The sequence below is a fragment of the Methylobacterium sp. ARG-1 genome, assembly GCF_001262595.1.
GTDB lineage: Bacteria > Pseudomonadota > Alphaproteobacteria > Rhizobiales > Beijerinckiaceae > Methylobacterium > Methylobacterium brachiatum.
In genome coordinates this window covers 58,952-72,028 of sequence record NZ_LHCD01000032.1, presented here as the reverse complement: position 1 = coordinate 72,028, position 13,077 = coordinate 58,952, and the positions used below count along the sequence as shown (strand labels likewise).

Here is a 13,077-nt window from a genome sequence, read left to right as displayed (position 1 = left end):
TCTCTATATGCAACCGCCCGCCCACGCCGTCGTGCTGTCCATCGACGAAAAGTCCCAGATCCAGGCTCTGGAGCGAACCCGTCCCAATCGGCCGCTCGGGCTTGGGCATCCCGCTGCTCAGACGCACGACGACACCCGCCACGGCACCACGACGTTGTTTGCCGCCCTCGACGTCCTGGAAGGCACCGTGCTCGGCCGCTGCATGCAGCGCCATCGCCCCGGTGAGTTCATCCGTTTCCTCAACACCGTCGAGGCGGCAGTCCCAGCAGGCAAGGCGATCCACGTGGTGCTCGACAACTACGGCAGCCACAAGCACCCGAAGGTGCGCGCCTGGCTCACCCGCCACCCACGATGGACCTTCCACTTCACACCGACCTCGGCCTCTTGGCTCAATGCCGTCGAGGGCTTCTTCTCCACGCTGACGCGCCGCCGTCTCCAACGGGGCACCTTCACCGGCATCGTCGACCTTCAGGCTGCCATCAAACGCTACATCGCCGAGCACAACCAAAGCCCACGACCCTTCGTCTGGACCAAGCCCGCCGCCGCCATCTTCGACGCCCTCAATCGAGCCCCTGAACCACCCGTCTGAGTCAGTGCACTAGGATCATCCCGGCCAACGCATGATACCGCAATCAGTTCATAACACGCTCTAAATGGGCTTGTGCCTATGTTGCGCTGCCAGCAACATTCCGAATGAAGCAAGATCTCTTATGCCATTCCGGATATTTTCTCGCGCGGGATGCGCAGGCTGGCACTCATATCTCTCCAGACGCTCCGAGGAACTCTCGTAGGGTATCGCGGAGAAAAGTCGCATCGACCGGATTGGTGGACGGATTGCCGGCGCGGTGGCCCCAGATGCTCGGGATCGGCCGCAGGATGGCATCGCGCAGGTGGGGCAGCTCAGCCGCGTTGTCGGCGACACGGAAGTAGAGATCCGTCTCCCCCGGCATAAGCAGCAATCGGGCTGTGATCGCTCCGAGAGCCTGCGCGAGGTCGCCGCCGTAGCGCGGGTCGCGGCTGATGTCGCCGGCGTCCCAGGTGCAGAGCTGCGCGTAGAGGTCGGCCGCGGGACGACGGGCGAAGCGCTCCTCCCAGTCGGTGCGCAGGAAGGTATCGAGGTCCGGGGCGCCGAGCGCGCTGCGATGCAGGTCCGCCCGGTAAAAGTCCTGGCTGAGTGCCCAGCCCGCATAGATGCGTCCGAAGGCGCAAAGCGCTGCGGCCGGCTCGGCCGAGAAGCGGCCCGCGCCGCGATGCTCGGGCGCCGCCTCCAGCACCGCCATCAGGCCCTTCAGGAAGACGCGATTGTGGGTGGCCGTCCTGGCGCTGCCGCAAGTGATCACCGCCCGGGCGACCCGGTCGGGGAACAGGGCTGCCCAGTGATAGGCCTGCTGGGCGCCCATGGACCAGCCGTAGACGGCGTGCAGGTGCTCGATCCCCCAGATCTCGACGAGCAGGCGACGCTGGGCGTGGACATTGTCCCAGGCGGTGACGAGGCCGGGCCAATCCGGCGTGTTCGACGGGCTCGATGACAGGCCGTTGCCGAACATGTCGGGGATGACGATGAACCAGCGCCCCGGATCGAGCACGCCGTCCGGGCCGATCAGCCATTCGAGATCCGGGTGCTGGGCCGCGTAGCTCGTCGGGTAGAGCACGACGTTGTCGCGCCCGGGCGAGAGGGTCCCGTGCGTCTTCCAGCGCAGATGCGCGCCCGGCAGCACGGCGCCCGACTGCAGCGGCAGATCACCGAGTTCGAAGGTTCCGGTGGCCGTCGGCCATCCGGTCACGGGCGCAGCGTCCGGACGAAGCCGACATGCCATTTCGCGTAGCCGCGCTGCAGCACGACGAGCCGCTCGCGCATCGCCGCGTGGGCGTCCGGCAGGCGGTGGAACGGGATCGACGGGTAGAGGTGGTGCTCGGTGTGAAACGGCATGTTCCACATGAGGAGCCGCATCAGGCCGTTGGTCAAGGTCGTGCGGGTGTTGGTCAGGCCGTTGTCGTCCATCGTGCAGAGCGTGTGCTCGGTAAGCAGGTAGAGCCGCAGGAACGGCTGCCCGAGGAGCTGCGGCCCGATCCAGAACACCAGGGGCGCCCACCAGCCGACCAGCACCATCGCGAGCACCGAGCTGCCGAGCATGAAGGCGCACATCAGCCGAAGCGACCGGATGATGCGCGGCGCGGCACGCTCGGTGATGAAGGGGTAGGCCGAGAGGTCGCCGCGCAGGCCGGCCCAGGCCACCTGGAGGCGGGTGCGCCAGTAGGGCAGCGCCAGCACGCGCCAGACATAGGCGTCGAGGGTGGAGGGCGGCAGCAGCGCGAGTTCCGGATCGTGCTCGGGATCCTGCGTGTGGCGGTGATGGGCCAGATGGAAGGCCGTGTAGAAGTGCCAGTTCAGGAGCGACGGGCAGGCCACCAGCCAGCCGACGACGGCGTTGGCCCGGCGCGAGCGGAACGCGGTCAGGTGGATCGTCTCATGGATCGGCGCGAACAGGGCCGATTGCACGATTCCCAGCAGAAACATGGCGGGCAGCAGCGTCCATGGCCCGGAGCGCCAGACCAGCCAGCCGGAACCGGCCAGCATCAGGACATGCGCACCCAGGCGCAGCGCGCCGCGCAGGTCCGAGCGCTGCGACAGCGCCTTAACCTCCGCGCCCGTCAGAATTCGTCCGCTCGCCGAAGCCATGGATCTCTCTAAGAGTTGTAGACGCCGCGAAAACACACGTCCGGTGCATTATCCATGCCGCGGCCGCGGGCACTCTCAGGCGGTCAGCGCCGCGGGCACCGGCGCGCCGAGACCGCCGAACAGGCGGCGACCGGGCATCGCCGCCATGAGGCCGCGCGTGTAGGGGTGCTCGGGCGCGGCGAAGAGGGCCGCGGCCGGCCCCGTCTCGACGATCCGGCCCTGCTGCATCACCGCGACCCGGTCGGCGATTTGCGCGGCGATGCGCAGGTCATGCGTGATGAACAGCATCGCCAGGTTGTACTCGGCGCGAAGCTCCGCCAGCAGATCGAGCACGCGCGCCTGCACGGAGACGTCGAGCGCCGAGACCGCCTCGTCGGCCACGAGGATGCGCGGCTTGAGCGCCAGCGCCCGGGCGATGCAGATGCGCTGGCGCTGGCCGCCGGAGAATTCGTGCGGGAAGCGGTCGGCCGCGCCGGCCTTCAGGCCGACCCGGTCGAGCAGCGCATGCGCCTCGGCGACGGCCTCGGCCTTCGGCACGCCGTACGCCATCGGGCCGCGGGCGATCGCCTCGCCGACCCTCTGGCGCGGATTCAGCGCCGCGAACGGGTCTTGGAACACGATCTGGATGCGACGGCGCGCCACCCGCAGGGCCTCGCCCCGCAGGGCCAGGAGATCCCGGCCCTCGAAGCGGATCCGGCCCGAATCCGGCTCCGCCAGACGCAGGATCATCTGCCCGAGGGTCGACTTGCCCGATCCAGACTCGCCCACCACCGCCACGGTCTCGCCGGCCGACAGCGTCAGCGAGATCGCGTCCGCCGCGACCACACGCCGGGCCGGACGGAGCCATCCTTGCCGCGTGGTGAAGGTCTTGGAGAGCGCCTCGATCTCGAGCAGCGGCGGCGTCGCCCGCATCTTGGGGGCGGCGCGCCCCCGGGCATGGGGCACCGCGGCGATGAGCGCCCGGGTGTAGGGGTCGCGCGGCGCGGTCAGGACCGCCTCGGCGCTGCCCTGCTCGACGACCCGACCGTCGCGCATCACCACGACCCGGTCGGCCATCTCGGCGACCACACCGAAATCGTGCGTGATCAGCAGGACGCCCATCTGCCGCTCGCTCTGGAGCCGGCGGATCAGCGCGAGGATCTGGGCCTGCGTGGTCACATCGAGAGCGGTGGTCGGCTCATCGGCCACCAGCAGGGCCGGGTTGTTGGCCATGGCGATGGCGATCATCACCCGCTGACGCTGCCCGCCCGACAGCGCGAACGGGAAGCTGGCGCGGATCCGTTCCGGGTCGGGCAGGCCGACGGCCTCGATCAAGGCGCCCACCCGTGCTCCGATTGCGGCGCGGGGCGTCGCGGGGGCATGGGCCCGGACCGCCTCGGCGATCTGCTCGCCGATCCGCTTCAGTGGGTTCAAAGCGCTCAGCGGCTCCTGGAAGATCATCGCGGCGTCGCGTCCGCGGACCAAGCGCATCTCCGCCTCGGACGCGGTGGCGATGTCGCGCCCGCGCAGCGTGACCGCGCCGCCGGTCACGGTCACGCCCGGCGGCAGCAGGCCCAGGATCGTGTGGGCGATCATCGACTTGCCGGACCCCGACTCGCCCACGAGGCAGACGATCTCGTTGGGCCCCACTGCGATCGAGACGTCGCTCACCGCCTGGGCGCGGTCGGCGCCCCGCGGCAGGCCGACGGAGAGGTTTGTCATCGTCAGGACCGGTTCGGTCATGCGCCTCTCCCCCGGGCGAGGCGCGGGTTGAGCGCGTCGTTCAACGCCTCGCCGACGAGATTGATGGCGAGCACCGTGATGAGGATCGCGGCGCCGGGGAAGACGCTCGTCCACCAGGCCTGCCGGATGACCGTACGGGCGGCGCCGACCATGTAGCCCCAGGACATCAGGTTCGGATCGCCGAGCCCGAGGAAGCTCAAGGCGCTCTCGATCAGGATCGCGGTGGCCACCGTGAGCGAGCCGGTGACGATGATCGGCGCCAGGGCGTTCGGCAGGATGTGGCGCAGGACCAGGGCCGCGGGGCGCTCGCCCTGGCAGGCGGCGGCCCGCACGAAGTCCCGGCCCTTCAGCCGGAGGAACTCGCCGCGGGTCAGGCGCGCCAGCGGCGGCCAGCTGATCGCCGCGATGGCCAGGATCTCGTGGGCGAGCGACGGCCCGAGGGTCGCGACCAGCAGGACGGCCAGGATGAAGCCGGGAATCGTCTGGAACAGCTCGGCGATCCGCATCAGCGCGGCGTCGACGAGGCCGCCGAACCATCCCGCCGTCGCCCCGATCACCACGCCGACCAGCACGGCCGCCAGCGTCGAGGCGAGGCCGATCGCCAGCGAGACCCGGGCACCGTGGGCGAGGCCGGCGGCGATATCCCGGCCCATCGTGTCGGAGCCCAGGGGCAGGTCCGGGCTCAGCGGCGGCTCGAACGGGGCGCCGACCATCTCCCAGGGATCGACCGGGACGAGGAGCGGCGCGAAGATCGCCACCGCGATTACCCCCACGAGGAGCACGAGGCCGATCATCCCGCCGGGATTGCGCAGGAACGCCCGGACGAATCCCATCACGCGGCCTTCGCGGGGGCGGCGATCCGCGGATCGATCAGCCGCGAGAGCAGGTCGGTCAGCATATTGATGAGGATCACGAGCACGGACATGACGAGGAAGATTCCGAGCAGGACCGGGTAGTCGCGCTGGCTGAGGGCCTCGAACACCAGCCGGCCGAGACCCGGCCAGGCGAAGACCGTCTCGACCACCACCGAGCCGCCGACCAGCGCGCCGGCCTGCATGCCGGCCACCGTCACCACCGGCAGGATCGCGTTGCGGATCATGTGGTCGCGGATCACGCGTCCGCGGGTGAGCCCCTTGGCCCGGGCGGTCTTCACGAAGTCCTGGGCGGCAACCTCGACGATCGAGGTCCGCATCAGCCGGGCATAGACCGCGAGATAGACGGCCGCGAGCGACAGGACGGGCAGGATCAGATGCGCGAGCACGTCGCCGACCTGCCCGAGCGGCGAGAGGGTTGCGCCGACGCTGCGGTAGCCGAAGGCCGGCAGCCATTCGAGCTGGACCGAGAAGATCAGCACCAACATCAGGCCGAGCCAGAAGACCGGCATGGCGTAAAGCACCAGCGAAACGAGGCCGATCAGGGTGTCGGACCACCGGCCCGCGCGAACGCCCGACAGGGTGCCGAGCAGGATCCCGGATCCGAGCGCCAGGCCGAAGGCCGTGCCGGTGAGCAGCAGGGTCGCGGGCAGGCGCTCCAGGACGAGGCCGAGCACCGGCCGCTGCTGCCGGTAGGAATAGCCGAGATCGAGCCGCAGCACCCGGCCCAGATAAGTCGCGAGTTGCACCGGGTAGGGTTTGTCGAGGCCGTACTCGGCCCGAAGCTGTCGCAGGAGCGTCTCGTCCGAGGCGCCGGACTGGCCGGCAATGACCTGCGCGGGATCCCCGGGGGCCGCGTGGACGAGGGCGAAGTTCACGCTGGCGATGACCAGGATCACTGCCAGCGTCCGCACGATCCAGGCGGCCAGTCCGGCCAGCATCCTCATGCGCGGTAGGCCCGGGCGAAGGTGTCGTTCACGCCGCTGCCGGTGACGACGAGATCCTTGATGCGCTTGTCAGTGAAGGTCGGGAAGTCGAGTTCCATCAGCCAGGCGACCGCGGCGTCCTCGACCAGGATCTTCTGGACCTGGCTGTAGAGATTCTGCCTTGTGGCGTCGTCCTGCGCCACGGCGGCTGCCTCGAACAGCCGGTCGACCTCCGGGTTGCTGTACCCGGACGTGTTCGAGAACAGGATGCCCTTGCGGATGTTCGAGGAAATGTAGGAGCGCGACACGCCGAGCGCCGGATCGCCGTACTGGTAGGTCCAGGGCGCGGACATTTCGAATTCCCAGTTGCCGCAGCGCGCCGCCCAGCCGCCGACGTCGATGCCCTCCAGCACGATGTCGATCCCGACTTTGCCGAGGGACTGGCGCACGTACTCCGCCACCCGCTGCCACATCTCGCCGTAGGGCGGCACGAGGTACTTGAGGCTCACCCGCTTGCCGTCGGCGGCGGGCTTCAGCCCCATCGCGTCGAGGAGCGCCACCGCCTTGGCGGGGGCGTACTCGTATTTTGGCACGTTCGGCTCGTAGAAGCGGGTCTTCGACGAGACCGGGCCGGTCGCGACCTTGCCGAGGCCGAAGAACACCCGCTTGCGCAGGGCCTCCCGGTCGATGGCGTGCAGCACCGCCTGGCGGAAGCGCTTGTCGTTCATCGGCGCGATGCGCGTGTTCATCTCCAGCCAGAGATGGGGCGCGTAGAATTCGTAGCCCTTCGTGGTCATGTCGAGGTTCGGCAGCGCCTTGAGGCGCGGCACGTCGAAGGCCTCGACATCGTTCCACTGGGTCAGCTGGATCGTGCCGCTTTCCAGGGCGACTGCCCGCGAGGCGGCGTCCGGGATCACCCGGTAGTAGATCTCGTCGAGATAGGGTTCACCTTTGCGGTAATAGCCCTCGTGGCGCACGAGATGGATGTGCGATCCCTTCACCCACTCCTTGAGCTTGAACGGGCCGGTGCCGATCGCCCGGGCGTTGTTCGGGTTCTGCCGCAGGTCGGTGTTCTCGTAGAGGGCCTTGGAGATGATCGGCGCGGTCGTCGCGTCGAAGGCGTGCAGGAACGGTGCGAACGGCTCCTTCAGCTTGAACACCACCGTGAGCGGGTCCGGCGCTTCGGCCGAGGCCAGGCGCGAGAACGTGCCGCGCGCCCGGGCATGGGCCTCCATCAGCGCCTTCGTGACCGAGAACACCACGTCCTCCGCGGTCATCGGCGAGCCGTCGTGGAAGGTGATGCCGGGGAACAGCTTGAACGTGTAGGTCAGGCCGTCCGGGCTGCGCTCCCAGCTCTGGGCCATGCCAGGCTTCGGCGTCAGGTCGAAATCGTAGGTCAGCAGGCTCTCGTAGATCTTGCCGCACACCGTGAGCGTGGGCGCCTGCTGATTGAGCGCCGAGACCAGGATCGGTGGCTCGGGCTGGATCACAGTGTTGAGCACGCCGCCGCGGGTCTGGCCCGCAGCGCGGGTGATGCCGAAGGGGATCGGCCCTGCTGCCCCCGCGGCGAGCATGAGCTTGGCGAAATCGCGACGATTCATCCGTGACCTCTCCAGCACCCCGGAACGCCGATCGGGCGATCTCGCGATCCGCGCGGCAGATCGGGGTCGTTCCAGCCGAATGCATCGAACAGGCCACTTGTGGTGCTGTGGATGAGGCAACCCACCAAGCGCGGATGATGAAGCCAGCGCGCTGCCGTCGCGAAGCACACCTAGGGGCCCGAATCGGATGGCTGGCTTAATACTGGTATCCGGCTTGCTTATCAGGCCCTGACACAGGGTGAATTTGCATGAGACGATCCTGGCTTCCCAGGCTGATTGCAGCTGCCGGGGCGCTCCTCGCGCCCGCACCGGCCAGCTCGGAGACGACGGTGCGGGCTGTGCTTGAAGCCGAGATCGTCACCCTGGATCCCTATTTCACCACGGCCTACATCACGCGCACCTTCGGCTTCATGGTCTACGACACGCTGTTCGCGCCGGACGCGAAGGGCCAGTTCAAGCCGCAGATGGTCGACACGTGGTCGGTGTCGGACGATCGCCTGACCTGGCGCTTCACCCTGCGCGACGGTCTGCGCTTCCACGACGGCACGCCCGTCCGGGCCGCCGACTGCGTCGCCTCGCTGAAGCGCTGGGCGGCCCGCAGCGCGCTCGGCGGCCGGCTCATGGACGTGGCGGCCGCCCTCGACACCGTGGACGACAGGACCTTCGTGCTCACGCTGCGGGAGCCCTACGGCCTCGTGCTCGACACCCTTGGCACCACGTCGAGCCCGGCGCCCTTCATCATGCCGGCCCGGCTCGCCGCGACACCGCCCACGACGCAGCTCACGGAGGTCATGGGATCCGGTCCCTTCGTCTATGACCGCGCCGTGCACATCACCGGCGACCACATGCTGCTGCGCAAGAATCCCGATTACCGGCCGCGTTCCGAACCGGCCGATTTCCTCGCCGGCGGCAAGGTCGTGAAGGTCGACGCCCTCGACATCCGCGTCATCCCGGACGGCGCGACCGCGGTCGGTGCCCTCGGCACCGGCGAGATCGACCTCATGCAGTACGCGCCCTTCGATTTGGTCGAACAGATCGAGCGCAACAAGAATCTGGCGGTGATGAACTTCACCGGTCCACACCGGTTCACGGGGCATTATCGGATCAATACGGCGGCCAAGCCCTTCGACGACCCGGCGATCCGGCGCGTGCTGCTCCGACTCGTGGATCAGCGCGAAGTCCTGGACGGGTTCGGCCTCGACCCGCGCTTCTCGCAGACCTGCGACGCCTTCTTCATCTGCGGCTCCCCCTACGAGACGCATGTCGGGGCCGAACTCCTGCGCGATCCGTCCATAGCGGCGGCGCGGGCCGCCCTGAAGGCGACCGCCTACAAGGGCGAGCCGGTGATCGTGATGGCGGCCAACGACCTCGAGGCGGCACGCGTCTCCTCCACGATCCTGGCCGATCGGCTGAAGCAGGCCGGCTTCACCGTCGATCTCCAGGTCATGGATTGGGCGGCCCTGCTCGCCCGTCGCACCAAGAAGACCGGCTGGAGCCTTTTCGGCATTCACGCCCTCGGCCTCGATCTCAGCTCGCCGCTGACGAACTCGGCGATCAACTTCACCTGCAAGGACGCAGCGAGTTCCGGGTTCATGTGCGACACGCGCATGGTCGGGCTGTTCGATCGGTTCGCCCGCGAGCCGGATCCGGACAAGCGGCGTGACATCGCCGGTGAGATCCAGTCCATCGTCTACGGCGAAGGCCTGGTCGTACCCTTCGGCCAGTTCGCCCAGCCGGCAGCCTACCGGACCTCCCTGACCGGGCTGATCCCGTCCGCCATCCCGCTCTTCTGGAACGTCGAGAAGCCATGAGCGCTGCCATGTACGATGTCATCGTCGTCGGCGCCGGCTCTGCCGGTGCCGCCCTGGCGGCGCGCCTGTCGGAGGATCCCGGCCGCCGGGTGCTCCTGCTGGAGGCGGGCCGCGACTGGCGGTCCGCAGATGCCCCGCCGGCCCTGCGCTCGGCCAACATCGTCCCGTTCATGTACGACCCGAGCCACCAGGCGGACTGGCAATGGCCGGGGCTGATGAGCCGCCGAACCCGGGCCCAGGAGCCCCGCTTCTACTGGCGCGGTCGCGCGCTCGGCGGCAGTTCGACGGTGAACGCGCAGATCGCGATCCGCGGTGTCCCGGCTGCCTTCGATGCCTGGGCGGCGCAGGGCTGCACGGGCTGGTCGGCAGAGGACGTGATGCCGCTCTTCGACCGGATCGAGGACGACGCCGAATTCGCCACCGAGGCAGGGGCCCGTCGCGGCGGTCCGCTGCCGGTCTACCGCGCCCCGCTGGACGCGTGGGGCGCCGTCGACCGCGGGCTGCGGGAGGCCGCCCTGGCGGACGGCTATGCCTGGAAGGCGGATCTCAACGCGCCGAAGGGCGAGGGTGTGTCGTGCAACCCGATCAACAGCCGCGACGGGCACCGGGTCACCACCAACGACGGCTATCTCGAACCGGCCCGCAATCGGCCGAACCTCGAGATCCGATGCGAGGCGCTTGTCGATCGCATCCTGTTCGAGGGGCGCCAGGCCGTCGGGCTCCGCGTCCGCTTCGGAACGGACGCCTGGACCGAGCTCCACGGCCGCGAGATCGTCCTCTGCGCCGGCGCCGTCCACAGCCCGGCGATCCTAATGCGTTCCGGCATCGGCCCCGCTGAGCCGCTTCGTGCCCTCGGCATCCCCGTTCTTCATGCACACGAGGCGGTCGGCGGTAATTTCATGGATCACCCGATCCTGAGGGCGACGATGGATCTGAAGCCCGGCCATCGGGCCCTCGGGCCGGATGCCCGCCATACCAATTGCTGCGTGACCTATTCGAGCGGTCTCGCGGGGGGCGGCGAGCGCGACATGATCGTTGTCGCCTACAATCATCGCGGCCTGACGGGTCTGGAACCGACCCCGCAGGGTGCCGTCGGCGTCGGTCTGTACGACGCCTTCTCGCGCGGTTCCCTGCACCTCACGGCGTCCGATCCCGAGATCAATCCGGTCATCGAGGAGAACATGCTCGACGATCCGCGCGACCGCCTGCGGCTGCGCGATGCGGTGCGACGGCTGGCGAGTCTTACGACGCATCCGGCGCTGGCCAACCTCGCAACGGCGATCCGGTTCGGCGAGAGCCCCCTCGCGCTGGGCGAAGCTGCTCGCCTCCCGGATTCCGAACTCGACGACCTGATGCTCGCGGAGGCGGGCGACATCCAGCACGCGGCCGGCACCTGCCGCATGAGCGGATGGCAGGACGCATCCGGCGTCGTCGATCCCGATCTGAAGGTCCGCGAGGTTGGTGGTCTGCGGGTCTGCGACGCGTCCATCATGCCCAGCGATTGCAGGGCGAACCTACATTTCACCTGCGTAATGATCGGTGAAAATCTTGCTCGGCGCATGAGCAATCAGTAGTTTGCAGCGGTTATCGACGGCGAGTTTCCTATCCTCTTGGGAGCATCGCTGGCTCGACATGGCCTATCAGGCTTGAGATCAGACCCATCCGTGCGCGTCTTTGCGGTGGTTGATTTGCGCCGACCGCAAAGACTGGCGCCGAGGGAGCCATCGAGCGCCGATGAAGGGCTAATCCCTCTGATTTAAACAGTGGATATGCCCAGTTGCCTTTTTCAGCCGATTATCGCCGTGGAAACCAATCTGCCCCTCGGCGAAAAGCGATCGTATTTCGCACCACCGTGACGGATCAGTCGCCGGGCGACAACTGTATTCAAGGCCGATAAAATCCGTGTCGCGCTTAGAAGATCAAGAAACAAGCCCGGTTACTTAGAAATCCGAAGCGCGGCTCAACGCCGGATAAGCGATGCCTGCTGGTCTCCTGGGTGAACGGCCTCGGGGGATGGTGGAATCGTTGTCGCGCTGCCGGTCCGCTTCTTGCTCGCCCCGCTCTTGGGCTTCGATCGAGGCCGGTGAACCAGGAGATCCTGCATGCGCCGATCCCTGCACACGGACGAGGAGATCGCGTTCCTGCTCGCGGAGGCCGCGCGCGGCATACCGGTCGCCGAGATTTGCGCGAGCGCCCATGTCTCGCTCGGCACCTACTACCGCTGGCGGCGACGGCTCGGTGGGCTGAAGCCTGCGGGTGTGGCCCGGCTCGATCAGGTCGAGCGGGAGAATGCCGGACTCCGGGCGGAGGTGCAGCGGCTCCGGGCCGCCCTGCTCCTGCAGCCGGTGCGGGCAGAGCCGATCCGGACGGCCATGACCGAACGTACGGCCCCACACCAGGGGCCGCGCCATCGCGGCGCGGCCGCCTGTGTCGGCCGCTTCGCCTTCGGGCGAAGCGCGAACTGACCTCCCGGATCCTCGCCGCCTCAGGCGGACTGGGCGGGAGCCGTGCCGAGGGCGGACTTGGGCATGAGCATGTGTACGCCCTTGTTCCCGTCCACCGTCTGAGTGATCCGCAGGTTTCCCGCCAGCGAGCAGAGCATGTAGGCCTGGTTGCGGGTGAGGCTGGTCCGGGCGCAGACCAGACGCACCATCTCGCGCACCGCCTGTCGCATCGCCTCGTCGAGGCTTTCGTGAAGGCCGATCGACATCAGGTCGGTGGGGGTCTCGGCGAAGGGCCAGGCGCCGGGGAGATCCTTGCGCACGGTGAGCCGAAAGGTGCCGGTGAGTCCCGTCTCCAGGGCGGTGATGCAGACCTCGCCGTCGCCCTGTACGCCATGGCCGTCGCCTGCATAGAAGCCGCCGCCCGGATTGAACACCGGCAGGTAGAGCGTCGTGCCGACGCGCATCTCCTTGTTGTCCATGTTGCCGCCGAAGGCGCGGGGGACCGGCGTACCGACCCTGCCCCAGGCGGCGGGCGGGGCGGTGCCCATGATGCCGAAGAACGGGTCGAGGGGCAGCTCGGTCCCCCAGGGCAGGCGGCAGAGGCCGCTGGCCGTGTCGATGTCGGCGTGGACGGTCTCGTACTCGGTGAACTCGTCCGGCAGGGTGCCGAGCAGCGGCAGGATCGCCACGAAGCCCCAGTCGAGGCGGAACTTGAGGTCGAGGATGTCGACCTGCAGCATGTCGCCTGGCTCGGCGCCCGTCACATGGACCGGGCCGGTGACGAAGTGCGGGCCAGGGCCGCGCTCGAGCGTGTCGAGGGCGTGGAGCAGGTCGGCCGGCACCCGGGCCGGGTCGGGGTGGAGCGACTCGCGCCCGCCCGCCGGATGCGAGTGCAGGGTGACGGTGTCGCCGGACGCGACCGTGAGCACCGGCGGCAGCGCTGCGTCGAAGTAGCCGAGCACCATCGTCTCGGGCGTGGCGGCAATCTCGTGATGGGTGGGCACGGCGTCTCCTCGGGTTT

11 protein-coding genes are annotated in these 13,077 nt (G+C 68.6%); 4 read left to right on the top strand and 7 right to left on the bottom strand.

Annotation, left to right across the window (positions count from 1 at the left end):
* Positions 1 to 589: IS630 family transposase (locus tag AKJ13_RS23660; protein WP_144426363.1), on the top strand; the 589-nt coding region annotated here is incomplete at its 5' end.
* Between the two features lie 166 nt (positions 590 to 755).
* Here the strand turns inward: AKJ13_RS23660 and AKJ13_RS23655 are convergent.
* The 6 genes from AKJ13_RS23655 to AKJ13_RS23630 all read right to left on the bottom strand — a co-directional run bounded on the left by AKJ13_RS23655 (position 756) and on the right by AKJ13_RS23630 (position 7,801).
* The gene (locus AKJ13_RS23655) at positions 756 to 1,784 is read right to left on the bottom strand and encodes an alpha/beta fold hydrolase (RefSeq protein ID WP_050735566.1); all 1,029 of its coding nucleotides are present in this window, start codon (positions 1,782 to 1,784) and stop codon (positions 756 to 758) included.
* On the bottom strand, positions 1,781 to 2,680 hold the full coding sequence (locus AKJ13_RS23650; RefSeq protein ID WP_050735565.1) for a fatty acid desaturase: 900 nt from the start codon (positions 2,678 to 2,680) through the stop codon (positions 1,781 to 1,783). Before AKJ13_RS23650 ends, AKJ13_RS23655 begins: the two co-directional genes overlap by 4 nt.
* 75 nt (positions 2,681 to 2,755) lie before the next feature.
* Positions 2,756 to 4,402, bottom strand: coding sequence for an ABC transporter ATP-binding protein (locus AKJ13_RS23645; protein WP_050735564.1), 1,647 nt, complete (start codon positions 4,400 to 4,402; stop codon positions 2,756 to 2,758).
* On the bottom strand, positions 4,399 to 5,235 hold the full coding sequence (locus tag AKJ13_RS23640; RefSeq protein WP_050735563.1) for an ABC transporter permease: 837 nt from the start codon (positions 5,233 to 5,235) through the stop codon (positions 4,399 to 4,401). The genes AKJ13_RS23645 and AKJ13_RS23640 overlap by 4 nt, the downstream gene beginning before the upstream one ends.
* Complete coding sequence (locus tag AKJ13_RS23635; protein WP_050735562.1) at positions 5,235 to 6,221, bottom strand: ABC transporter permease; 987 nt, start codon at positions 6,219 to 6,221, stop codon at positions 5,235 to 5,237. The genes AKJ13_RS23640 and AKJ13_RS23635 overlap by 1 nt, the downstream gene beginning before the upstream one ends.
* Positions 6,218 to 7,801 (bottom strand): ABC transporter substrate-binding protein, encoded by a 1,584-nt coding sequence (locus tag AKJ13_RS23630; RefSeq protein ID WP_050735561.1) that lies wholly within the window; start codon positions 7,799 to 7,801, stop codon positions 6,218 to 6,220. The genes AKJ13_RS23635 and AKJ13_RS23630 overlap by 4 nt, the downstream gene beginning before the upstream one ends.
* Before the next feature lie 329 nt (positions 7,802 to 8,130).
* Here AKJ13_RS23630 and AKJ13_RS23625 point away from each other — a divergent pair, with 329 nt between their 5' ends.
* The 3 genes from AKJ13_RS23625 to AKJ13_RS23615 all read left to right on the top strand — a co-directional run bounded on the left by AKJ13_RS23625 (position 8,131) and on the right by AKJ13_RS23615 (position 12,077).
* The gene (locus AKJ13_RS23625; RefSeq protein WP_244471703.1) at positions 8,131 to 9,612 is read left to right on the top strand and encodes an ABC transporter substrate-binding protein; all 1,482 of its coding nucleotides are present in this window, start codon (positions 8,131 to 8,133) and stop codon (positions 9,610 to 9,612) included.
* An 8-nt stretch (positions 9,613 to 9,620) separates the two neighbouring features.
* Positions 9,621 to 11,186 carry a GMC family oxidoreductase gene (locus tag AKJ13_RS23620; protein ID WP_050735559.1) on the top strand — a complete coding sequence of 522 codons (1,566 nt, stop codon included), beginning with the start codon at positions 9,621 to 9,623 and terminating at the stop codon, positions 11,184 to 11,186.
* Between the two features lie 528 nt (positions 11,187 to 11,714).
* A complete protein-coding gene (locus AKJ13_RS23615; protein WP_050735558.1) occupies positions 11,715 to 12,077 on the top strand; it encodes a transposase in 363 nt (120 codons plus the stop codon).
* Positions 12,078 to 12,097: 20 nt separating this feature from the next.
* Here the strand turns inward: AKJ13_RS23615 and AKJ13_RS23610 are convergent, their stop codons facing one another.
* Positions 12,098 to 13,060, bottom strand: coding sequence for an acetamidase/formamidase family protein (locus AKJ13_RS23610; protein ID WP_200905692.1), 963 nt, complete (start codon positions 13,058 to 13,060; stop codon positions 12,098 to 12,100).
* Positions 13,061 to 13,077: the final 17 nt, after the last annotated feature.

Coding starts and splice junctions, on each gene's coding strand:
- AKJ13_RS23650 (WP_050735565.1), bottom strand. CDS start 2,680: ATGGCTTCGGCGAGCGGACGAATTCTGACGGGCGCGGAGGTTAAGGCG.
- AKJ13_RS23645 (WP_050735564.1), bottom strand. CDS start 4,402: ATGACCGAACCGGTCCTGACGATGACAAACCTCTCCGTCGGCCTGCCG.
- AKJ13_RS23640 (WP_050735563.1), bottom strand. CDS start 5,235: ATGGGATTCGTCCGGGCGTTCCTGCGCAATCCCGGCGGGATGATCGGC.
- AKJ13_RS23635 (WP_050735562.1), bottom strand. CDS start 6,221: ATGAGGATGCTGGCCGGACTGGCCGCCTGGATCGTGCGGACGCTGGCA.
- AKJ13_RS23630 (WP_050735561.1), bottom strand. CDS start 7,801: ATGAATCGTCGCGATTTCGCCAAGCTCATGCTCGCCGCGGGGGCAGCA.
- AKJ13_RS23620 (WP_050735559.1), top strand. CDS start 9,621: ATGTACGATGTCATCGTCGTCGGCGCCGGCTCTGCCGGTGCCGCCCTG.
- AKJ13_RS23615 (WP_050735558.1), top strand. CDS start 11,715: ATGCGCCGATCCCTGCACACGGACGAGGAGATCGCGTTCCTGCTCGCG.